This window comes from Bradyrhizobium manausense (genome assembly GCF_001440035.1).
Taxonomy (GTDB): Bacteria; Pseudomonadota; Alphaproteobacteria; order Rhizobiales; family Xanthobacteraceae; genus Bradyrhizobium; species Bradyrhizobium manausense.
In genome coordinates this window covers 7,827-29,401 of the sequence record NZ_LJYG01000081.1, presented here as the reverse complement: position 1 = coordinate 29,401, position 21,575 = coordinate 7,827, and the positions used below count along the sequence as shown (strand labels likewise).

22 protein-coding genes are annotated in these 21,575 nt (G+C 62.6%); 12 read left to right on the top strand and 10 right to left on the bottom strand.

Features of this window, described 5'->3' with window-relative positions; genetic code table 11:
• Nucleotides 1-87: 87 nt before the first annotated feature.
• The 5 genes from AOQ71_RS18260 (at nt 88) to AOQ71_RS18240 (ending at nt 5,491) form a co-directional block, all read left to right on the top strand.
• The gene (locus AOQ71_RS18260) at nt 88-1,389 is read left to right on the top strand and encodes an adenylate/guanylate cyclase domain-containing protein (protein ID WP_057748824.1); all 1,302 of its coding nucleotides are present in this window, start codon (nt 88-90) and stop codon (nt 1,387-1,389) included.
• Between the two features lie 121 nt (nt 1,390-1,510).
• Entirely contained in the window at nt 1,511-2,242 is a 732-nt protein-coding gene (locus AOQ71_RS18255) for a GntR family transcriptional regulator (RefSeq protein WP_057748821.1), read from the top strand.
• 50 nt (nt 2,243-2,292) lie between these two features.
• Nucleotides 2,293-3,537, top strand: a complete 1,245-nt coding sequence (locus AOQ71_RS18250; protein ID WP_057748818.1) for an MFS transporter — start codon at nt 2,293-2,295, stop codon at nt 3,535-3,537.
• Between the two features lie 21 nt (nt 3,538-3,558).
• Nucleotides 3,559-4,455 carry an amidohydrolase family protein gene (locus tag AOQ71_RS18245; protein WP_057748814.1) on the top strand — a complete coding sequence of 299 codons (897 nt, stop codon included), beginning with the start codon at nt 3,559-3,561 and terminating at the stop codon, nt 4,453-4,455.
• A gap of 121 nt (nt 4,456-4,576) precedes the next feature.
• Nucleotides 4,577-5,491: a PhzF family phenazine biosynthesis protein gene (locus AOQ71_RS18240; protein ID WP_057748811.1), complete on the top strand. Its 915-nt coding sequence runs from the start codon at nt 4,577-4,579 to the stop codon at nt 5,489-5,491.
• Nucleotides 5,492-5,598: 107 nt separating this feature from the next.
• Here AOQ71_RS18240 and AOQ71_RS18235 read toward each other — a convergent pair whose 3' ends face one another.
• Nucleotides 5,599-6,060 carry a DUF488 domain-containing protein gene (locus tag AOQ71_RS18235; RefSeq protein ID WP_057748809.1) on the bottom strand — a complete coding sequence of 154 codons (462 nt, stop codon included), beginning with the start codon at nt 6,058-6,060 and terminating at the stop codon, nt 5,599-5,601.
• 9 nt (nt 6,061-6,069) lie between these two features.
• Nucleotides 6,070-6,906 (bottom strand): DUF72 domain-containing protein, encoded by an 837-nt coding sequence (locus AOQ71_RS18230; RefSeq protein ID WP_083514301.1) that lies wholly within the window; start codon nt 6,904-6,906, stop codon nt 6,070-6,072.
• 104 nt (nt 6,907-7,010) lie between these two features.
• Here AOQ71_RS18230 and AOQ71_RS18225 point away from each other — a divergent pair, with 104 nt between their 5' ends.
• The 4 genes from AOQ71_RS18225 (at nt 7,011) to AOQ71_RS18210 (ending at nt 10,681) form a co-directional block, all read left to right on the top strand.
• Nucleotides 7,011-7,388, top strand: coding sequence for a hypothetical protein (locus AOQ71_RS18225; protein ID WP_057748952.1), 378 nt, complete (start codon nt 7,011-7,013; stop codon nt 7,386-7,388).
• Between the two features lie 156 nt (nt 7,389-7,544).
• Nucleotides 7,545-7,748 (top strand): hypothetical protein, encoded by a 204-nt coding sequence (locus AOQ71_RS18220; protein WP_057748802.1) that lies wholly within the window; start codon nt 7,545-7,547, stop codon nt 7,746-7,748.
• Between the two features lie 290 nt (nt 7,749-8,038).
• The gene (locus tag AOQ71_RS18215) at nt 8,039-9,166 is read left to right on the top strand and encodes a glycosyltransferase family 2 protein (protein ID WP_057748801.1); all 1,128 of its coding nucleotides are present in this window, start codon (nt 8,039-8,041) and stop codon (nt 9,164-9,166) included.
• A 9-nt stretch (nt 9,167-9,175) separates the two neighbouring features.
• Entirely contained in the window at nt 9,176-10,681 is a 1,506-nt protein-coding gene (locus AOQ71_RS18210) for a glycosyltransferase family 39 protein (RefSeq protein ID WP_057748798.1), read from the top strand.
• A 4-nt stretch (nt 10,682-10,685) separates the two neighbouring features.
• Here AOQ71_RS18210 and AOQ71_RS18205 read toward each other — a convergent pair whose 3' ends face one another.
• The gene (locus AOQ71_RS18205; protein ID WP_063958260.1) at nt 10,686-11,714 is read right to left on the bottom strand and encodes an NAD-dependent epimerase/dehydratase family protein; all 1,029 of its coding nucleotides are present in this window, start codon (nt 11,712-11,714) and stop codon (nt 10,686-10,688) included.
• Between the two features lie 51 nt (nt 11,715-11,765).
• A complete protein-coding gene (locus tag AOQ71_RS18200) occupies nt 11,766-12,938 on the bottom strand; it encodes a DegT/DnrJ/EryC1/StrS family aminotransferase (RefSeq protein ID WP_083514300.1) in 1,173 nt (390 codons plus the stop codon).
• A gap of 181 nt (nt 12,939-13,119) precedes the next feature.
• Here AOQ71_RS18200 and AOQ71_RS18195 point away from each other — a divergent pair, with 181 nt between their 5' ends.
• Both AOQ71_RS18195 and AOQ71_RS18190 read left to right on the top strand, forming a co-directional pair.
• The gene (locus tag AOQ71_RS18195) at nt 13,120-13,884 is read left to right on the top strand and encodes a glycosyltransferase family 25 protein (RefSeq protein ID WP_057748787.1); all 765 of its coding nucleotides are present in this window, start codon (nt 13,120-13,122) and stop codon (nt 13,882-13,884) included.
• Nucleotides 13,881-14,591, top strand: coding sequence for a WbqC family protein (locus AOQ71_RS18190; protein ID WP_057748784.1), 711 nt, complete (start codon nt 13,881-13,883; stop codon nt 14,589-14,591). The genes AOQ71_RS18195 and AOQ71_RS18190 overlap by 4 nt, the downstream gene beginning before the upstream one ends.
• Before the next feature lie 50 nt (nt 14,592-14,641).
• Here AOQ71_RS18190 and AOQ71_RS18185 read toward each other — a convergent pair whose 3' ends face one another.
• From AOQ71_RS18185 to AOQ71_RS18165, 5 genes are all read right to left on the bottom strand, one after another.
• The gene (locus AOQ71_RS18185; RefSeq protein WP_057748781.1) at nt 14,642-15,409 is read right to left on the bottom strand and encodes a class I SAM-dependent methyltransferase; all 768 of its coding nucleotides are present in this window, start codon (nt 15,407-15,409) and stop codon (nt 14,642-14,644) included.
• A 61-nt stretch (nt 15,410-15,470) separates the two neighbouring features.
• The gene (locus AOQ71_RS18180) at nt 15,471-16,151 is read right to left on the bottom strand and encodes a metallophosphoesterase family protein (RefSeq protein WP_057748778.1); all 681 of its coding nucleotides are present in this window, start codon (nt 16,149-16,151) and stop codon (nt 15,471-15,473) included.
• A complete protein-coding gene (locus tag AOQ71_RS18175; protein ID WP_057748775.1) occupies nt 16,129-17,106 on the bottom strand; it encodes an ATP-grasp domain-containing protein in 978 nt (325 codons plus the stop codon). Before AOQ71_RS18175 ends, AOQ71_RS18180 begins: the two co-directional genes overlap by 23 nt.
• Entirely contained in the window at nt 17,103-17,945 is an 843-nt protein-coding gene (locus AOQ71_RS18170; RefSeq protein ID WP_057748772.1) for an NAD-dependent epimerase/dehydratase family protein, read from the bottom strand. Before AOQ71_RS18170 ends, AOQ71_RS18175 begins: the two co-directional genes overlap by 4 nt.
• Nucleotides 17,942-18,679, bottom strand: a complete 738-nt coding sequence (locus AOQ71_RS18165; RefSeq protein ID WP_057748769.1) for a class I SAM-dependent methyltransferase — start codon at nt 18,677-18,679, stop codon at nt 17,942-17,944. Before AOQ71_RS18165 ends, AOQ71_RS18170 begins: the two co-directional genes overlap by 4 nt.
• Before the next feature lie 221 nt (nt 18,680-18,900).
• Between AOQ71_RS18165 and AOQ71_RS18160 the strand changes: the two genes are divergently transcribed.
• Nucleotides 18,901-20,898, top strand: a complete 1,998-nt coding sequence (locus tag AOQ71_RS18160) for a glycosyltransferase (RefSeq protein ID WP_057748766.1) — start codon at nt 18,901-18,903, stop codon at nt 20,896-20,898.
• A 52-nt stretch (nt 20,899-20,950) separates the two neighbouring features.
• On the opposite strand, the gene AOQ71_RS48090 is transcribed toward AOQ71_RS18160, so the two are convergent.
• Nucleotides 20,951-21,575: adenylate/guanylate cyclase domain-containing protein (locus tag AOQ71_RS48090; protein WP_245316974.1), on the bottom strand; the 625-nt coding region annotated here is incomplete at its 5' end.

Here is a 21,575-nt window from a genome sequence, read left to right as displayed (position 1 = left end):
ATTCCGGGGCACGCGAAGCGTGAACCCGGAATCTCGAGATTCCGGGTTCGATGCTGTCGCATCGCCCCGGAATGACCCGGGGGAATAATGGTTAGCTTCTTAAGAGCCCGGCAGAGGGCCGTCTTGTCGGAGGAGTTCGAGCGCGAGCTGACGCGCGAAGTGCTGCGGACCGAGCTCTTGCGGGTGCAGGCGCTGATCGCCACGGGCCTCGTCATGCTGGTGTTGCTCACGGCGACTTTCCTGATCGACCCTGCCATCGCGAACCGGATCTGGCGCGGGACGGACGGCATGGTCCGCGAATATGTCCTTGTTGCAGGCTTCCTGCTGTTTGAGGTCTGGGTCCACAGCCAGATCAGGCGAAACCTCAAGCTCGATCGCGACCTGCCGGTGGTCAGGCGCTATATCGGGGCCTTCATCGAAACGTCGCTGCCGACGTTGATCCTGATCCTGCAGATCCGCAGCATGGGCGCTGGGCCCGCGCTCGGCTTCGTGCTGCCGTTCGTCTATTTCATCTTCGTCATTCTTTCGACGCTGCGGCTCGATTTCTGGCTGTCCACCTTCACGGGATTTGTCGCAGCAAGCGAACTGCTGGCGGTCGCGCTGTATTTCGATTCGGCGAACGCCGCGGGCGAACCCTTGATCTACTTCCACACCGTGCGCAGCGCCGTCATCCTGCTCTGCGGCGTGCTCGCGGGCTCCGTCGGCGCGCAGTTGCGGCGGCAATTTGGCGCGAGCATCGCGGCGGCGACCGCGCGCGACCGGGTGACCAACCTGTTCGGCCAGCACGTCTCGCCGCAGGTGGTCGAGCGGCTGATGGCGGAGGGGACCAGCGTCGCCGGCGATATCAGGCGCGTCGCCGTGATGTTCGTCGATTTCCGCGGCTTCACCGCCGGCGCCCAGTCGCGCACCCCGCAGGAGGTCGTCGACCGGCTCGACGGCGCTTTCGCCGTGCTGGTCGATATTCTCGACCGCCATGGCGGCATCGTGAACAAGTTTCTGGGCGACGGATTTCTCGCGCTGTTCGGCGCACCGCTGGAGGCCTCCGATGCCGCGCATCGTGCGGTCGCCGCAGGCCGCGACATGCTGACCGCGATGGATCACATCAACGCGCAGACGAGCTGGCCGCTGCGCATCGGCATCGGCATCCATTTCGGCGAGGTCGTCGCCGGCAATATCGGATCGCCCAGGCGCAAGGAATATACCGTGATCGGCGACACCGTGAACTTCGCATCGCGGCTCGAGGCGCTCAATAAAGAGTTTGGTTCGCAGCTCCTGATCTCATCGTCCGTGCGCGAGGCGCTGGGTGAAGACGGCGAGGATGCGGTCGCGCTCGGCGAGGTCACGGTGCGCGGCTATGAACAGCCGGTCGCCGTGTTTCAATTGGGGTGAGGGGATCGCTCGCGTTTCTTTGCAGGCGCGTGCTGAAATATCCAGCCCGGCTTCGTATCTGCTGCATGCGGTATTCTAGTAGCGCTTGACTCCTATCTCATCTAGTCATCTATATGACTATATGAATCCGGCCTCGCACGACGACCGCCTGCCACGCTACCAGCGCCTGCGCGACGACCTCGCCGCGCGGATCAACCGCAATGAATGGCGGCCGGGCGAGCCCATCCCATCGGAGGCCGAGTTGGCGGCGCATTACGGCGTCGCCATCGGCACGGTGCGCAAGGCGATCGACCGGCTCGTCGCGGATGCCGTGCTGGAGCGGCAGCAGGGCCGCGGCACCTTCGTGCGCCGCGCCCGCTTCAACTCCTCGCTGTTCCGCTTCTTCCGTTTCCAGTCCCAAAGCGGCGAGCGGCGCGTGCCGAAGAGCCGCATCCTCAGGCGCAAGAGCGTGCCAGCGACGACGGCGGTCGCCTCAGCGCTGCGCATTCCCGTCGGCGAACCCGTGATCAGCCTGTCGCGCCTGCGGCTGCTCGATGATGTGCCGCTGCTCGCCGAGGAAATCTGGCTTCAGCAATCGCGCTTTGCGCCAATTCTCGAAATCGACACCGCCGAGTTCGGCGACCTGCTGTATCCGCTCTACGAAGAGCGCTGCGGCGAGGTCGTGGTTTCCGCCGAAGAAGTTTTGACGGTCGAGACAGCCAACGAAATGCAGGCCCGGCTGTTGCGCCTCGAGGCGCACGCACCGCTGATCGTGATCGAGCGCCTCGCACTCGATCTGGAACGGCGGCCGATCGAATGGCGCCGCTCGCGCGGGCCGGCGGATCGCTTCCGCTACCACGCCGAGATCCGGTGATGGCGGCCTTCAACGACACCAAGCAATAAACGCGTACAGGGGTAGGAAACATGTCGAACTGGTACAGTGAAAGCTCGCCGCTGGAGCGGCGCACCTTCTGGGCAAGCTTTGGCGGCTGGGCGCTGGATGCGCTCGACGTCCAGATGTTCGGTCTTGCCATTCCCGCGCTGATCGCCGCCTTCGGCATCAGCAAGGCCGATGCGGGCCTGCTCGGCTCGGTCACCCTGTTCTTCGGCGCGTTCGGCGGCTGGCTCGGCGGCGCGCTCGGCGATCGTTTCGGTCGCGTCAAGGCGCTCCAGATCACGGTCGCGACCTTCGCGCTTGCGACCTTCGCGTCAGCATTCGCGATGAGCTACACCCAGCTCCTGGTGCTCAAGGCGATCCAGGGCCTCGGCTTCGGTGCTGAATGGGCCTGCGGCGCGGTGCTGATGGCCGAGATCATCCGCCCCGAGCATCGGGGCAAGGCGCTGGGCACGGTGCAGAGCGCCTGGGCCGTGGGCTGGGGCGCGGCCGTGCTGCTGTCCGCGCTGGTGTTCACCTATGCCCCGGCCGATATCGCCTGGCGGATCCTGTTCGCGATCGGATTGTTGCCGGCGCTGCTCATCATCTTCATCCGCCGCGGACTGAAGGAGCCGCCGCGCGCTGCCGCCAGGGACGCAGAGGCACCATTCTTCGCGACGCTCGCCGGCATCTTCCACCGCGACGTGCTGCGCTCGACCCTGGTCGGCGGTCTGTTCGGCATCGGCGCCCATGGCGGCTATGCCGCGCTGACGACGTTCCTGCCGACTTACTTGCGCGAAGTGCGGCACCTCTCGGTGCTCGGGTCCAGCGGATATCTCGCTGTCATCATCATCGCCTTCTTCTGCGGCTGCGTCGCCAGCGGGATCGTCAGCGACCGGATCGGCCGCCGCGCGAACGTGGCGTTCTTCGCCAGCGCCTGCATCGCCACCGTGCTGGTCTATATCTTTGCGCCGCTGACAAACGGCCAGATGCTGGTGCTCGGCTTTCCGCTCGGCTTCTTCTCGGCCGGCATCCCAGCGAGCATGGCGGCGCTGTTCAGCGAACTCTATCCGGCCGGCGTCCGCGGCACCGGTGTCGGCTTCTGCTACAATTTCGGCCGCGTGGTCTCCGCCGCGTTCCCCTTCCTGGTCGGCTTTCTCAGCGATCACATCGGCCTTGGGCCCGCGATCGGCATCGACGCCGCGTTCGCCTATTCGCTGGTGCTGATCGCGGTTCTGCTGCTGCCCGAAACCCGCGGCAAGGTGTTCGAGCAGACTGCGGCCGCGCGCGTTTGACGGGAATGAGGGGTAATCAACATGAAGATAACCGATCGCGGCATGACGCGCCGCCAATTCAGCGCGGGCGCCGCAGCCCTGGCGGCCATCGCGGCTGCGGGCAAAGCGGCAGGTGAGGCGACGATGCCTGTGATCGACACCCACGCCCATGTCTTCCACCACGGACTGAAGCTCGCGCCGGGCCGGCGCTATGCGCCCGACTACGACGCGCCGCTGTCGCTGTATCTGGAACAGCTCGACCACAACGGCATCAGCAATGGCGTGCTGGTGCAGCCGAGCTTCCTTGGCACCGACAATTCCTATCTCGTCGATTGCCTCAAGCAGACGGCCGGCCGCCTGCGCGGCATTGCCGTCGTCGATCCTGCCGTGCCCGCCGAAGAACTGCGTGAACTCGATCGGGCCGGCGTGGTCGGCATCCGCCTCAATCTCGTCGGCCAGCCCTTGCCTGATCTTTCGGCAAGCGAATGGAAGGGACTGCTCGCCAACGTGAAGGCGATGGGCTGGCAGGTCGAGATCCAGCGCAACGCGTCCGATCTCGCCGTGCTCACTCCGCGTCTGCTCGAGCTCGGCGTCACCGTCGTGCTCGATCACTTTGCCCTGCCGGATCCCAAGGCCGGCGTCGCGGATCCCGGCTTCCAATCCGTGCTGAAGCTAGGGGCGACGAAGAACGTGTGGGTCAAGATCTCTGCGCCGTATCGCAACGGCGCGGCAGGCGAGAGCTTTGCCAAGGAGGCCTATCCGCTGCTTCGCAATGCCTACGGCCTCGATCGCCTGCTGTGGGGCAGCGACTGGCCGCACACGCAGTTCGAGGCGACGCAGACTTACGCCAAGAACCGGCAATTTCTCGACACGCTCATCGTCGACGAGCGCGAGCGCGCGCAGGTGCTGGCATCGCCGCGACCCCTTTTCCGCTTCTGAGGCGCGAGCGCGATTGCTCCGATTGCTCTCTATTTTAGGGCATGACGGACGATGTCGGCGGTTTGTAGAGTGTTGCGCGAAGCGGCGCGGGTTGCCGCCGCCATTAGCGTGAGGAAGCACCATGCAGCGCCGCTACATCACTGTCGACGTGTTCACCGATCGCGCCTTCGGCGGCAACCAGCTCGCCGTGGTGCTCGATGCTGCCGGGCTCTCGACGCAGCAGATGCAGGCGATCGCGACCGAGTTCAATTATTCCGAGACGACCTTCGTGCTGCCGCCGCGCGACCGGGATAACGACGCCGAGGTTCGCATTTTCACGCCGGTGAGGGAGATGCCGTTCGCGGGGCATCCCAATGTCGGCACCTCCTTCGTGCTGGCGAGCCTTGCGAGGGAGCCGAAGTCGCGTTTGCGGTTCGAGGAGAAGGCCGGCCTCGTGCCGATCGATATTTTTCGCGAGCAGGGGCGGGTCATCGGCACCGAGCTGACCGCGCCGCAGCCGCTGTCCCGATGGGCGGAAGTGTCCGCCGCTGATGTTGCGGCCTGCATCTCGCTCGCGGCCGACGACATCAGGATCGAACATCATGCACCGCAAGTCGTTGGCGTCGGAACGCCGTTTCTGGTGGCCGAGGTGGTGTCGCGTGAGGCGCTCAAGCGGGCAAGGCCCGACGCGGCCGCGTTCGGCAGGATCTTGCCGCGCGACGACGCCCGCTCGGTGTGGTTCTACACGCGTGATGTGCCCGCCTCGGAGGCGCCGTGCGAGCGGCAGGCGCGCATGTTCATGCGCGGCGCCGGCGGTCTCGCCGAAGATCCCGCCACCGGCAGCGCAACGGTCGCCGCAGCCGCGCTGTTCGCCGATCTCGATCCTGTCGGGGACGGCGAGTTGAAGCTCACCGTCGGCCAGGGCTTTGACATGGGTCGCCCCAGCATCCTGCAGACGCGTGTCGTCAAGCGCGACGGCAAGATCGTCTCCGCCCATGTCGGCGGTGCCTGCGTGCAGATGATGGAGGGGACGTTCAACCTGGCGGGGGAGGGGTAGGATCTTCGTAGCCCGGATGGAGCGAAGCGTAATCCGGGGACTGCCGGCGCGGAACGAAGGTCCCGGATTGCGCTTCGCTCCATCCGGGCTACGGACTACAACTGCTGCTACACCTGCCGCCCTGCCAAATTCTTCACCGCAACCCCGTCGCGTTCCTCGATGATCTCCGCGATCATCTGGCGGTGGCAATGGGTGTGGTCGCGCTCATAGCACAGCAGGCAGACCGGGCCGGCCTTCTTCACGAGGGCCGAGAGCTCATCCATCTGCTCTTTCGCCTCCGGCGTCTTCAGGTGCTTCGAGAAGATTTTCTCCAGCACATCGTACTGGCCACTGCGCGCAGCGAGGCGGCCTTCCTTTGGCGTGCCCAATGCGGCAAGATGCACATAGGCGATGCCGCGCTCATCGAGGCCTGCGGCGAGCTGCTTCTTGGAAAAGCCCGGCCGCCGTGACGACGTCACCGCGCGCACGTCGACCACGAGCTTGACGCCGGCCTGCTCGAGCTCATCCAGCACGGCCTTCGGCGGCGTTTGCTCGTAGCCGATGGTGAAGAGCTTCCTCGCCTTGGCCATGGAGCCTCCTCAACTCACCCGCGCGATCAGTTCCATGGCGCCGTGCGGCGCGCGTACCTTGCCCTCGTGGATGACATAGGCGAACACGTCGCGCGGTTCCTTTTTCGGCTTGGTCTTGTCAACTTTCGGCAGGTCGTCGGGTTCACTTCCCTGGGCCCAGGCCTTGAAGCGTGCGGCCCAGGCGTCGAGCTGCTTCGGTGGATAGCAGGTCTTGATCTCGTCATTGCCCTTTTGAAGCCGGGCGTAGACGAAATCGCCGGCGACATCGGCAATCGCGGGGTATTTGCCGTGTTCGGCAAACACCGCGGGCGTCTCGAACTCGCGGATCAGGGCGATGAAGTCAGGCGTGCAAAAACTGTCATGGCGCACTTCCACCACGTGGCGCAGCGCGCGCCCCTCGAGCTTGCGCGGCAGCAGCTCCAGAAACTTGCCGAAATCGGCGCTGTCGAATTTCTTGGTCGGCGCGAACTGCCACAGCGCGGGGCCGAGATGGTCGCCGAGTTCCAGCACGCCGGAATCATAGAAGCGCTTGATCGAATCGCCGGCCTCGGCCAGCACGCGGCGGTTGGTGGCAAAGCGCGGCCCCTTCACCGAGAATACAAAGCCCTCGGGCACTTCGCTCGCCCATTTGCGAAAGCTCTCCGGCTTCTGCGAGCCGTAATAGGTGCCGTTGATCTCGATCGAGGTCAGCTTCGAGGCGGCGTAGGACAGCTCCTTCGCCTGCGTCAGCTTCTCCGGATAGAACACGCCGCGCCAGGGCTCGAAGGTCCAGCCGCCGATGCCGATGTAGATGTTGCCGGATTTTTTGGTCGCGGTTTTTGCTTTGGCCACGGGAGGATCTCGCATCGACGGGAAGGGGAGAGCTGCATCCTATTCAAACCAGAAGTGATTGGCCAGTTGTTGCATCCCGTCTAAGCTTGCCCCGCGATCTGCACAAAAAGGAGAACAAGATGCGGATGCTGATGCTGGGAGCGGCGCTCGTCATGATGACATCTGCTGCCACACATTCCGTGAGGGCGGATGATGACGATGCGAAGGGCGCACAGAAGCTCGCGATGCAGGGCCGCGACGATTACTGGCATTGCCTGGCGCGCGAGTATTCGCGCGACTCCAATCAGGGCCTGTCGGAGCAGGAGTTCGGCCGCTCTGTTGCGGGGGCCTGTCCATCGGAGCGGCAATATTACCGGGTCGCGCTGCTCGATTATCTCACCACGCAATATCCTGATATCGATTCCGGCTCCCATCTCGCGACCGCGAACAGGGCGGTGGAGTCGGCGCAGAGGGACATCGTGACCGCTTACGTCAAGCACCGGCCGCCGGCGAAGTAGGGGAGTGGCGAATGGCCAATGGCGAATAGGGCGGGAAGGCCTGGTTTACTTCATTCGCTACTCGCCATTCGCTATTCGCAACTCGCCCCCTGGCCCTTCCGACCGTGCATTCATCCGTGATATGACAGGGCTCATCTGGAATGGGGATGGGTTGGTATGTCGTCTGAGTCGGTCGGTGGCATTTTTGGCGCGATCGTCGCCGCGGTCGTGCTGGCGGTCGCCGTCGTCTTCGGGCCGATCGGCCAGTACGGCAAGCCTCCGAAGCCGGCCAAGGTCGAGGCCCCCGCCGCCATGGCGCCTGCGGCCCCTGTGGCCCCCGCGCCTCGGGGCCCAGTGATCCGGGAAGTCCCGAATCAATGATGGCCTGAAAAAGGGCGGGTTCGGCCTCTTGCAATCAGGCTTTTCCGTTCCCATCTAGCCCCTAACGGCGACGTTGAGCCAAAAGCTCCGGCGCTGGGACGACCTTGGAATAGCTTGGGCCTGCGCCGGATGTACGCGCGGTCCGCCGTTCCGGGGTCGTTGGCATTTTTGGGCCCCTTTTGGGGCGGTTTCCCTGAAAAACCTCGGCTTGTAGCCCAAGAACTCGTAGCCTAAGAACTTGTAGCCCAAGAACTTGGCATCGCTGGACGCGGCGGATATACGCTGCCGTCATGAATGAAGCGATCAGACCGGACGCCCACAGCCAGGCCCAAGAGGGGCCCGAACTGTCGGTTATCGTCCCGACCTTCAACGAGCGCGACAACGTCACCGTGCTGTACCGGCGCCTGGAGGCGACGCTCGTTAACGTCGCCTGGGAGGTCGTGTTCGTCGACGACAATTCGCCCGATGGCACCTGGGACGTCGTGCGCGAGCTGGCGCAGAAAGACAGCCGCGTGCGCTGCATCCGCCGTATCGGCCGCCGCGGCCTCTCCGGCGCCTGCATCGAGGGCATCCTGGCCTCGAGCGCGCCTTATGCGGCCGTGATCGATGCCGACCTCCAGCACGACGAGACGCAGCTGCCGAAGATGCTGCTGCTGCTCGCAAGCGACAAGGCCGACCTCGTCGTCGGCAGCCGCTACATCGAGGGTTACAAGAGCGAAGGTTTCAACAAAAAGCGCGCCGGCGCCAGCGCGCTGGCGACCGAAGTCGCCAGGAAGATGCTCCGGGTCGAGATCGCCGATCCCATGAGCGGCTTCTTCATGGTCCGCCGCGACCGTTTCGAGCAATTGGCGCCGAAACTGTCGGTGCACGGCTTCAAGATCCTGCTCGACCTCGTTGCCACCGCGCACGGCAATTTGCGCGCCGTCGAAATTCCCTACACCTTCGGCGCCCGCCAGCACGGCGAGAGCAAGCTCGATTCGATGGTCGCGCTGGACTTCCTTGGCCTCGTCCTGGCAAAGCTGACCAACGACATCGTCTCGCTGCGCTTCATCCTGTTCGCGATGGTCGGCGGCATCGGCCTCATCGTGCATCTCGCCACGCTGTTCATCGCGCTTCAGCTGATCAAGGTGTCGTTCGCGGAGGCGCAGGCCGCCGGCGCGATCGTCGCCATGACCAGCAATTTCATCATGAACAACTTCCTCACCTATCGCGACCAGCGGCTGAAGGGTTTTGCGATCCTGCGCGGCCTGATCATGTTCTACATCGTCTGCAGCGTCGGCCTGCTCGCCAATGTCGGCGTCGCCTTCTCGGTCTACGATCAGGAGCCGATCTGGTGGTTGGCGGGCCTTGCCGGCGCACTGATGGGCGTGGTGTGGAACTATGCGATGTCCGGACTGTTCGTCTGGCGCAAGAAATAGTGCGCCGCTATGGGCGGGGCTGACGCGCGGATCGTCCGCAACACGGCGCTGGTGATCCTTGCGCTGGTCGCCCTGCGGCTGGTTGCGGCCGCGTATACCCCGATCACCTTCGACGAAGCCTATTACTGGATGTGGTCGAAGAACCTCGCGGGGGGGTATTACGACCACCCGCCGATGGTGGCTTACGTGATCCGCGCCGGCACCATGATCGCCGGCGATACCGAGTTGGGCGTCCGCCTGGTCTCGATCTTGCTCGCGCTGCCGATGAGCTATGCGATCTATCGCACCGCCGCGATCCTGTTTGGCGGTGCGCGCGTGGCGGCGACCAGCGCCATCCTGCTCAACGTCACCATGATGGCGTCGGTCGGCACGCTGATCGTGACGCCGGATGCGCCGCTGCTGGTTGCCTCGAGCTTCGTGCTGTTCTTCCTCGCCAAGGTGCTCGAGACCGGCCGCGGTGCCTGGTGGCTGGCAGTCGGCGCTGCCGTCGGCGCGGCGCTGCTGTCAAAGTACACCGCGATGTTCTTCGGTGCTGCGATCCTGATCTGGCTTGCGGCGGTGCCGAAGCTGCGGCGCTGGTTCCTCTCGCCCTGGCCCTATCTCGGCGGCCTCGTCGCGCTGGCGCTGTTCTCACCGGTGATCCTGTGGAATGCGGATCATCATTGGGTCTCGTTCGTCAAGCAGCTCGGGCGCGCCAGGATCGAGGATTTCCGCCCGGTCTTCATTGCCGAGTTGATCCCGACCCAGATCGCTTTCGCAACGCCACTGGTCTTCATCCTCGGTGCGATGGGTCTGCATGCGCTGACCTGGCGCCGGGCCGGCGCGCTGGCCTCGCGCGTGCTGATCGAGACGATGTTCTGGACCATTGTGGTCTATTTCGTCTGGCATTCGCTCCATGCCCGCGTCGAGGCCAACTGGTTTGCGCCGGTTTATCCTCCGTTCATTGTCGCCGCCGCGGCCGCCGCCAGCCTTGCACAGTGGAAGCCGCGGGCGCGCCGCCTGGTGGATTTCTGCCTGCGCTGGGCCGCGCCTGTTGGCATCGTGATGTTTGCCGCGCTGATCCTGCAGGCCAATACCGGCTGGCTTTCAGGCTATCGCCGCGACGCGACCGTGCGCAGCGTCGGCGTCGGCTGGCGCGAGCTCGCAGCCAATATCGAAGCCGAACGCGTCCGCAATGGCGCAACCTGCGTGCTCACGCCTGACTACGGCACCACGGGCTGGCTCGCCTTCTATCTGCCGCGCGGGGCTTGCGTGGTGCAGCAGAACCAGCGCATTCGCTGGGTCAACATGCCCGAGCCCGATCCGAAGCTGCTCGCGGGCAAGCTGCTCTATGTCGACGAGATCAGGCCCGGAGGCCATCCCTTCCTCAACGACCTCTTCACGCAAGTGACGCGTGTCGCCGAGCTGCAGCGCAAGCGCGGGCCGCTCGTGGTCGAGACCTATGGTATCGATCTGCTTGAGCGGCCTAAGGGCGACGTGCTCGACCGCTCGCCGCCGCCTGAACTTGTGCCCTGAGCGATCACAAGATCTTGCCGTTGAACGACAACTCCTTGATCCGCTTTTCCCAGTCGATCAGGGACCGGTACCATCCCAGCGTATGGGTGGTGGGATCGTCGCCACTGACCGTGCCCCGCTCCAGCGCCTGCTTGATCTCCACGATGCCTTCATGGACGCGGGAGGATGGATCGAATTTCAGGCGCTGGATGATCTTGGCAAAGGACAGATTATAGGTTCGCTTGTCCGTCGCATCCGGGATCGTGTGGGTGACGATGTTCGGAATGATGTCCTTGACGAAGTTCGCGAGCTGCTTGATCTGGTAGTTGAGATCGTCACTGCCGACGTTGAACGTTTCCCCTGATACGACCGACGCTTCGCTCTCGATGCCCATCATGAGGGCGCGGCAGACATCATGAACGTGGATGAACGGCCGCCACTGCTCGCCGCCTCCCATGACGTAGATCACCCGCTCCTTCCAGGCGCGGAGCGTCATGACGTTGATGGCGAGATCGAAGCGCATGCGCGGAGCCAGGCCGAACACCGTGCTGTTGCGCAAAATGACCGTTTCGAACGTGTCGCTTTGCAGCTTGCGCAGCTCGTCCTCGACGTGAAGCTTGCTTTCGGCATAAAGCGTCTGCGGGCGACAGACGGCGTGCTCGTTGAGCGACACTTCCTGGCCGTGGCCGTAGACCGACGCCGAGCTCGAATAGACATAGCGGCGCACGCCGGCCCGCTTGGCCGCGCGAGCCAGGCGAACGCCGCCCTGGTGATTGATCGAGACCGTCAGCTCGGGGTCGATTTCGGCAGAGGCGTCGTTGCTCAGTCCGGCCAGATCGATGACGGCGTCCATCCCCTCGAACTGCTGGGGGTCGACGGTGCGGATGTCGTCGACGAGCATCTTGATATTCGGGTGAGAAGCCGCCTGCGTGAATCGATCTCGGCCGAAAAAGCATCGATCGAGCGCTGTCACCGAATAGCCCTTTTGCGCCAGCATCTGGCACAGAGGAATGCCGATATAGCCTCCGGCTCCAGTGACGAGAACTTTCTGCATGTCCTAGACTTCTATGTTCTTGAGGGTCTCGGGTCGGTTGCTGCTCTGCGACTAAGGCTTCGGTCTGTTTTGCGCCTGTCGGCGCGCGTACCGGATGGCGGAAACGACGAGATCGCATTCTTCGTCGGTCATGTCGTTGTAGACCGGAAGCGCGATGACGTTGTAAGCGACCCTTTCCGTCACCGGCAAATTCACGTCCCTCTGCGTCGTGTAGGCCGTCATTTGGTGGCAGGGCGGGCTGTAATATTTGCGGACGAACACATTGTGCGTCTCGAGCGCCGACGCCAGCGCATCCCGGTCGAGCCCGAACTCACTGGCGTCGACGACGACAGGAAGATAGAGCCAGTTCGTTTGCGCGCCTGCTGGCTCTCGCCCCACGCGCAAACCTGGAATCTTGGAAAGCCCGGTCCGCATGCGCTCGACAGCCTGTCGGCGTGTCGCAATGGCCTGCTCGAACGTCTTGAGTTGCTCGAGGCCGATGAGGGCCGCTATCTCCAGCATTTTCCCGTTCAGGCCCGGCTCGTGACAATCAGCGCCGTCCACTTGCCCGAAGTTCCGCATCGCCTTGACGCGCGCGAGCAAGTCCGCATCGTGGCTGCAGACGCAGCCGCCTTCCATCGTCGCGAAGGCCTTGGTGGCGTGGAAGCTGAACATCTGCGCGTCTGCGCACCCTCCCACCAGCTGCCCGTTGATGCGCGTTCCGAAGGAGGGGGCGCTATCGACCAGAAATTTCAGCTTGTGGCGTTCGGCTATCCGGGCCAGCGAAGCATAATCGCTGGGGATCCCATAAGCGTCGACGGCGAGGACGGCGACGGTTCGCTCCGTGATCCTGCGCTCGACATCATCAGGGTCGAGACGCATGGTCTGGTCGTCGAGAATATCGGCAAAGACCGGTTCGGCGCCGACCCATTTGATGGCATGCGGTGTTGCGCTGAACGTGAACGACGGCACGATCACTTCGCCGCCGGTGATCCCCGCGGCCCTCAGCATGGTCATCATCCCGATCTGGCCGTTGCAGAAAACCAGCGTCGGGACGCCCAGATACTCGCTCAAGCGCCTCTCGAATTCGACGACCCAGCGGGAATTGTTCGTGACCTGGCCGGTCTCCAGCGCTGTCTCGAAAGCGGCCAAGAACTGTTCGGTTCTCGGAAAGCTGGGACGCACGATATGAAGCGGACTCCGGGCCAGCGGCGTGAGAGATTCAAGCGGGACTGCGGCAGTCATCTCGAGTCCTGATTGTCGATGCAAGTTTGTGACGGCTTATCGATATAGGTCGAGACTTGCGTGGAGCATTCGTGCGCGACGGGGTCCGCGATTGACAGGCGCGTTTGCACTAGCCGCGGCTGGCGAATCAATATTCTAGTGGCGCTCTCCGGCGTCCATCCGCTAACGGGCTTTTTGGCAAATGAAGAACTTCGTCATCAACCTCGATCGCCATCCAGAGAAATTCGAAAACTTCGTGAAGCGGAATGCAGACTGCGGAATCGCCTTCGAGCGTTTCCCCGCGACGAATGGTCTGGATCTGACCGATCAGGAGGTGATGGCGATGCGGCTTGTCGCGCCCGGTTCGCAGTTCACCAGGGGAGCCGTTGGCGGCGCCGCGTCGCTGTGGCGGATATTGAACTGGATCGCCGCGCAGAACGAACCCGCCCTTGTCTTCGAGGACGATTGTACCATCCGCCACGACATCATCGCGCGTCTGGAGAATTTGCTTCCGACTCTTGGAAACTGGGACCTCCTGGTGCTCGGATACAATACGGATTCAGTGCTCGATCTCGAGCTTGCGCAGGGCATGAAGTCGATGATGGTCTTTCGGCCTGCGCATCCGGACGACCGGAGTGATGCCGCTTTCCAGAGCGCGAATTCCCAGGTTGCCGCGCTCCGGCTGAACACTTGCTTCGGGCCAGCCGGAAACCTGATATCTCCGGCCGGAGCGACCAGGCTCCTGGAGCTGTGCTATCCGATGGATAATCGGCCGGTTCAAATCGAGGCGCTCGGCAATCGCATGCTACCGACGACCGGGTTGGACGGGATGGGAAACAGCGTCTATCGCTTCATGCAGGCGTATGCCTGTTTCGCGCCGCTTGTGGTGCCGCGCAACAACAATGCGACGTCGACGACCTATACCCACGATGCGCGCGTTTGGGGCCAGCAGGGCGTCACACGATGAAACTCGCGATCATGCAGCCGTATTTTCTGCCCTATATCGGCTACTATCAGCTCATCGGTGCGGTCGATCTCTTCATCGTCTACGATAACGTCAAATATGTAAAAAAGGGCTGGGTCAATCGCAACCGGATGCTGGTCAACGGCAAAGACGCGTTGTTCTCGCTGCCGTTGAAGAAGGCCTCGGACGCGCTTGATATTCGCGACAGGGAGTTGGCGGCCGAGTTCGACCGTCCAAAGCTGCTTAATCAATGGCGGGGGGCCTATAGAACTGCTCCCTTCTTCAAGCAGACCTTCCCGCTTCTGGAAGAGATTGTCGGCTTTCAAGATCCAAATCTATTTCGCTATCTCTTCAATTCGCTGCGGATGACCTGCGCGCATCTCGGTTTGAAGACCGCCTTCAAGATTTCGTCCGAGGTGCCGATCGATCATTCCCTCAAGTTCCAGGACAGGGTGCTCGCATTGTGCGAAGCGGAAGGCACGCAAAAGTACATCAACGCGATCGGCGGCCTGGAGCTCTATGATGCCGATGCTTTCAGGGCCCGCGGGATCGAATTCAGGGCGCTGCGATCCAGGCCGTTTCCCTATGAGCAGTTCGGGCAGCCCCATGTGCCATATCTGTCGATCGTCGATCTCTTGATGTTCAACCCGGTGTCGAAGTTGAGCGAGATCATCGCCGAAAATTACGATCTGGTTGAACAGGACGCGTAGGCCGTCAAGGTGCGTCGATCCGAAAACGACCAGGCGTCGAGATCGACGCCTCATTCGAACACGACGTAACTCTGCTGCGGCGAGATCGTGCTGCGGCAGATGCGATAGCCCTGGGTGCCCCATGCTTCGCGCAGCGCCAGAGTTTCGCCCGGATTCTCGGCGAGGACCAGCTCGTCAAACCCGACGATGCTGTTCTTGGCCAGATAGGGGCGAATGAGCTCGAGGCATTTCTTCGTCGGTTCGTAGAGATCGAGGTCGAAATAGGCCAGCGAGATGATCGTCTCGGGGTGCTTCTCAAGATACGCGGGAAGGGTCTCGGTCACGTCACCCTTGATCAACTCGAACTTGCGGAGGTGGCTGCGCGGCGCGAGTTTCTCCTGCGCCGACAGGATGTCTGCCAGCACGTCTTCGTAATTGGGCGTGACGCTGAGCCCGCCGACCTTCAGCCCGTCGAAATCGCCGTCCTGGGGCGCCACCGACGGGAAGCCCTCGACCGTATCGAAGCCAACAACCTTGCGGCTCATGTTGTAGGGTTCGTAGATGTGGCGCATCGTCGTGAACAGCGCCATGTTCTGGCCCCAGCGAACGCCGAATTCCATGATGACGCCATGGGTGCGCAGGGTCATCGAATAAAGGTCATGCATGAAGAGGATGCGTGCCAGCGACGGGCGATTGAGGAACAGGCCGAGATTTGCGTGGAATTCACGCGGAGGCAGCGGCGAGGTCTTCATCAGCTCCTGCAGCCGGCTGTAAGCGGCCACTTCGTCCCGGGCAGCATAGGTAAAGTTCTGCGCGTCCTCTAGGTCGTTTGATGTCATGATTTGTGCTCGCACGTTTTCATGTTGATGAGAGGAGCGGACAACGCCAGGTTCGCGAGGGTCAATCTGCGAGCCGCCTGAGATTCTTCGCGCCAGTCTTCAGTCCGCCATAGTAGTAGTCGTGGAATCCCGCGGCCTCCATCCGGTCAAAGACCTTTTGCATGTCGTACGCGACCCGGTGCAGCGCGAAGGTCTCGCCGTCGAAGGTTGCGAACGCGGCTCGTGGATCGCCGTCGCGCGGCTGTCCGACGGATCCCGGGTTGCAATAGGTCTTTCCGCCGAAGCGGTGGATGCTTTGCACGTGGGTATGACCGCTTACGAAATGTGTGCCGGACAGGCGCGCGAAATAGTCCTCGCTCGGATTGGTCAGGTACTCGTCGATCGGATCGCTCCAGCCGGCGTGGACGATCCGGACAGTGTCCATTTGCATTTGCAGGTGAAAGGCCCTCAGCCAGTTCACGTTTTCGGACGTGATGACCTTCCGCTGATAGACCAGACATTCGTTTACGCTCCTGGATCTGGTGCAGAACCCGCCGTAGCCGAGATACCAGTCATGGTTGCCGAGAACGCTTGGGATGCCGCGCCTCCTCAGCTCATCGCAGCATTCGTTCACCTGGGAATAATAGCCGACCACGTCGCCAACGCAGACGATCTCCGCGACGCGCATGCGGTCGATCTCGGCAAGAACCGCTTTCAGCGCCTCGAAATTTCCGTGGATGTCAGAGATGAACGCTATGGTCATGGAAGATCAAATCCTCGGTATAGCGGACGGCTCTGCCGCGCCTGATGTCCGGTTGCACCGGCAGTCGTTGCTCGATGGCCATGTCGACCGCCATGAGCGCCTCGTTGTAGCCAAAGGCGGCGCGGATCGACGTCGATGACGAAATCCTCGGATTGATCTCGAGCAGCTTCAGGCCCGTGTCAGTCTTGCGGAACTGGAAATTGGTTGGCCCGATTGGCGAAAACGCCTTGCTCAGATCCCGGATCGCGTCGGAGAACTCGGCGTGGTCGACGACCTCGGCCTTTTCCGTGAATCCATCCTTGGAGAGTTTTCGGCGAAGCGCCATGCAGGCGGAAAAGCCCCCTTGTCCGTCGCAGAACGCGGAGACGGTAAATTCCTCGTCGTCTCGTCCGACAATGGGTTGGGCCATCAAAATTGTCTTTGTCGCGGGAGCAATCCTGGCAAGCTGCTCCGCAGTCTCGACCGTCACGATGCCCTTGGAGCCAAAGCCGCGGCGAGGCTTCAGCAGGAATGGCAAGCCGCAATTCGCCTTGAGGACATCGAAGTCGATGTCCAGATAGCTCGGGATCGCGTAGCGCGGCATCAATTCCTGCTGCCGCTGGTAGAAGGCCCATTTGTCGGAGCAGAGGGAAATCAGCTCGCGCGAATTGAGAACGACCCGGGTTCCGGTCGCTTCAAGTTCGGCGACGTGATCTGCCCATTTGTACATGTCGGCATCGATGCCGGGGAATGCGACGTCGACCCGATGTTTGCGCAGCAGCGCGGCAAGCCGGTCGATGTAGTCAGGCGCATCGGTCCTGGGGACGATCTCAAAGATGTCGCAAAATCCCGGCGCGACCGAGTCGGCATAGATCGAGGTGCCGATGAGCGTCATCGGTCGCTTCGACAGTCTGAGGGAGCGCAGGATTCCGTAGCCGACGATTCCGGCGGCGCCGGAAACCAGGACTGTCGTCACGATGCCGGCCTTCGATGAGCCGCTTCCATCTGCATGCCTTGCTCAGTGGATATGCGGGGAAGATAATCGATCATCCGGAACAACGTGTCGTCGCAAGAAAAGCCGTTGTCCGGGATGTCGGGCTTATCCCTCAGGAACCTGACCTTGCTCTTGCTTTCAAAAGCCGTAATCGCCGCCGCCGCAATCTGCGAATATCTGACGTTGTCGGGATTCACGCAGCGATAGATGCCCTCGATCCGCATCGCAATGACGGCCGAGAGAATCTTGGCCACGTCGTCAGTGTGAATGAAGTTTCTCAGAGGGTCATTCGAGCCGAAGATGTCGATGTCTTCGTTTCTCTCGGCCTTGTCCATCATGGTGTAGAGGAAAGGCTGATGTTTTCGAAACGACTCTCCCACGCCATAGATCTGGGAGGGTTTGAGTACCGCGACAGGCAGCCGAAGCTCTCTGCCGCAAAACCGCGCAACGTCCTCGGAATGCCTTTTTGAAAGGGCGTAAGCTCCGGAGAAGGGAGAATCGTTGGCGAGATCCGAGAAAATGCTTGAGATATGCACCAAGTGCTTCGCGTTGGCCCTGGAGCTGGCGTGACAGAGCTTCATCAGGCCGAGCACGTTGACATTCATGGCTTGCAGCGTGTCGGGCAATTCTTTGCCGCCGAAGGCGGCCGCCATATTCACCACGCAGTCGATCCCGCCGGGAATCTGTACATCGTTCGAACATAGGTCCAGCTCGACATCGCAACCGCTGCGCCCGGCCGTCAGCACGTCGTACCGTTCACGAAGCAGCGGGATCAGCGCCTGCGCGCATGCCGAGGTTCGGCCTACGATCAACACCCTCATGATCGCGCCGAACCGTCTGGCGTGAGCTGCGCCAGTAGCCCGCAGGACAGTTCCGGGTAGTCAACGCCCATCTCGCACAAGGCTTGGATGATCTTGGTGTCGAGATGCAACGACAGGAGCTGGCTAGTCGCGAAGGGCTTGAGATAGATGCCTTCCATTCTCTCTATTTTGTAGCCGGCTTCGGTCACCAGCTTGGTGAGGGAGCCGACCGTAAAGTACCGCTGGTGCCCAAGAACCAGATCGTTCTCCGAAAGAGCCTCCATATCCGGCAGCATTCCGGCAAGATGTCCGAGCCTTCGGTTCATGACCTCGGCGTTGGGGACCGCCACAAAGAGTGTGCCCGTGGGGGCCAGAAAGTTCCTGAAACGGTTCAAGATCAGAAGCGGATCGTCGACATGTTCGAGAATGAACCCCATGACAATGAGGTCGAATTGTTCGTCCGTCTCGAACTCCTCGAAGTAGGTTTCGATGACCTCGCTTCTGTTCTCCGGGAACCGCAGCTTGAAGTTTTGGATGACTGCGGGGGAGCCTTCAAGAACCACATGACGCTCGCAGCAGTCCGAAAAGAGTTCGGTGGCGAAGCCGTGTCCCAGCCCGAGGTCCAGGACGGCGCCCGGATCCTTGACGACACGAGCAATGCGCTTCGGATACCAGGTCAACGAAATCTCGTTGTCGAAATCGTAGACGCTTTTGCCCTCGTAGGCGGCGACATGGACATCCAGCCGACTGTTCATGGGCTCTCTTTCCCCTGGTTCGATGCGCCATCGGACGCCCGATCTCACGCTTATCAACGGCCCATTTGATTCGCCACGCGCGGGCGCGGCGAAGCGAAGGCGGTGTCAAGCTTCAGGCAAGCTTCGAACAAGCTACGAGCGGGATAGTCGAGATGCGGCGAGCTTCCCAGGATTTGGGAAGCGGGTTGCTGCCCGCTGTCCCATGATCCGGAAGGTTCTCCATGAATTATCACGATGGCACTCTCGCAAGGGCTGATGAGACTTCGACGGGGCCGTCGTTGCTGACGCGCGATGAAGTTTACCAGATCTGCCTTCGACATCTGAAGTCAGGCGAGCTCGAGCAGGCCGCGGCCCGTTGTCGGGAAGGCCTTGCTTCGGACGCGAACCATGCCGGCCTGCTTCATCTGATGGCCGGCGTCGCTCTGCTCAACGGCGACTACGATGCCGCCATCAATTGGGCCGGCCGTGCCCTCACGAGCGAGATGAAGGCGACCTATCTTGCGACGTTCGGAACGGCGCTGCTGGGCAAGGGGATGCAGGCGCAGGCGTTCGAGGCGTTTCAGCGTGCGGTGGCGCTCGATCCCGTCGATCCTTCGATCTGGGAGAATTTCGGCAACGCCTTGAGCAGGGTGGGGCAAGCCGACCAGGCGAGCCTCTGCTTCCTGATCGCGCGGGCCTATCAGAAACTGCCGTTCCTCGGCGAGTGCGGTTCCGTTCCCCGCAACGAATGGAATACCCTGACGGCGGAGTTCAATCCGCATCTTCGAACCCGCGCGAGATCGGGTGAGGCGCGCGATCCGATTCACTGCTTCTGGTCGAACGCGCCGCTGAGCGATATGTCGCGCCTGTCGCTGCAGTCGATGGTCCGCCAGGGCCATCCGGTCAGGCTTTACACCTATGACAACGTCGCCGCGATGCAGGCGCGCGTGCCTTCAGGGGTGATGGTGGTGGATGCGGCAAGCCTCGTGCCTGCTGCGATCTACCAGCATGCCGCCCTGAACAGCGATATCCGCTATTTGAGCGACATCTTCCGCTATGCCGTTCTTCACGAGCTCGGCGGCTGGTGGCTCGATACGGACATCGTCCTGGTCAAGCCGCTGGATTTCGGCAGGGAGCACGTGTTCTCCACGCAATGGTCCGGCGTCGAGAACGGGCATGTCTGCGTCGGCGATGCGATGCGCGCGCCCAGGGGCTCGGTTCACATGGCCAACCTCTATGCGCTGTCGCTGCAGCGGATGTTCAGCGAGAATCGCGTCGAATATGGCGCGGTGGGACCGTTGCTGCTCAGCGAATATCTGCTCGTCGCAGGCGGCGAGGAGCTTCAATCGTCGATCCTGCCGCCGACGAGCTTCAACGCGATCGACCGCCGCGAGGTGGAGCTGTTCGCCGCCGAATGCCGTGCGGGCTTCGAGTTACTGAGCGACCCGCGCGTGACCGGTGTCCATCTCTGGGGCAGGATGTGGGCCGAGCGGGGCTTGCGCTTCGATGCCGTCCCCGAAGAGAGCGTTGCGGGCTATCTCAAGAAGCTGGTGCTCGAGCCGAACTGGCTGACGCAGCTCGCGGCGAAATACGGTTCGGACAAGGGCGCGGCCTGCAAGGGCGATGTGGCCCATCACTACACGCGCGTCTATCACGAGCTGTTCCGGTCGAAGGCGCTCGAGCCTATCAGGATCCTTGAAATCGGCCTGTGCCGCGGCCGGGTCGAAGGCTGCGCCCGGGATCAGGTGCCGTCGCTGCAGATGTGGCTGGACTACTTCCCGAACGCCGAGATCATCGGCGTCGACATCGAGGATTTCAGCTGGTTCTCGCATCCGCGCGTCAGGATCCATCGCCTCGACCAGGGCGACCGCGGCATGCTGGAAGAGCTCGCGCGCAAGGAGAAGCCGCTCGACATCATCATCGACGACGGCTCGCACGCCTCGGTGCATCAGCACCTGACGCTCGGCGTGCTGTTTCCCGCGCTGAAGCCGGGCGGCCTCTTCGTCATCGAGGGTCTGGATTGGCAGCCGCCGGAGATTCCGTCGGGTGGGGCGCCGCTGGTCAAGGATGTGCTCAACGCGATGAAGCAGGGCGGCGCGTTCACGTCGAACGTCATGACCGGGGCCGAGGTGAAATTGATCTCGGACCAGGTCGATGAGGTCCTCGTCAATGACAGCTTCCGCGAGCTGATGTCGCGCGGCCTGCTCGGCGGCCTCGGCGTGCTCAGGCGCAGGCCCTAGCAGGCTACTCTCTACGTTGTCGTCCCGGCCTTCGCCGGAACGACAGCGGAGTTCAGTCGATCATCTCGGCCCGTGTGGCGGCCTGGCTCGGCCTGTGCTGGTCGCGCCAGAACCAGACGGTCACGACGCCGGAACGGCCGCGGACCTGCGTCAGCAGGGGACCGGACAGCACGCCGTCGGGTGCGCCGTGGAAGTCGGCAGCGTCCAGCAGCTTATCGGTGACGGCGAGCCGCGCGCCGTTTTGCGCGGCAACCTCCATCAGCCGGCTCGCGAGATTGACGGTGTCGCCATTGGCCGTGATGTGCTGATGGCTCTCGCCGAGCCGCGAGGCGACGATCGGACCGCAATGCGCGCCGATCTTGAAGCCGAGCCGGGCACCGATCGCAGGCGGCAGCGATGCGATCCAGCGCGCAACGCCGCGATGCAGGTCGATCGCGCATTTCAGCGCGCGCGCCGCATCGTCAGGCATTGCGCGCGGCAGGCCGAACAGGATCATGGCCCCGTCGCCGAGGAAGCTCGTGATCATGCCGCCGCAATCGACCGCGGCCTTGTCGATCAGCGCGTGAAACGCCTTCAGAACGTCCTGAAGCTGGTCCGGATCGAGCTGTTGGCTCAGTGCAGTGAAATCCGACAGATCGATAAAGACGACGGCCGCATCCTGCCGGACCGGCTTGGCC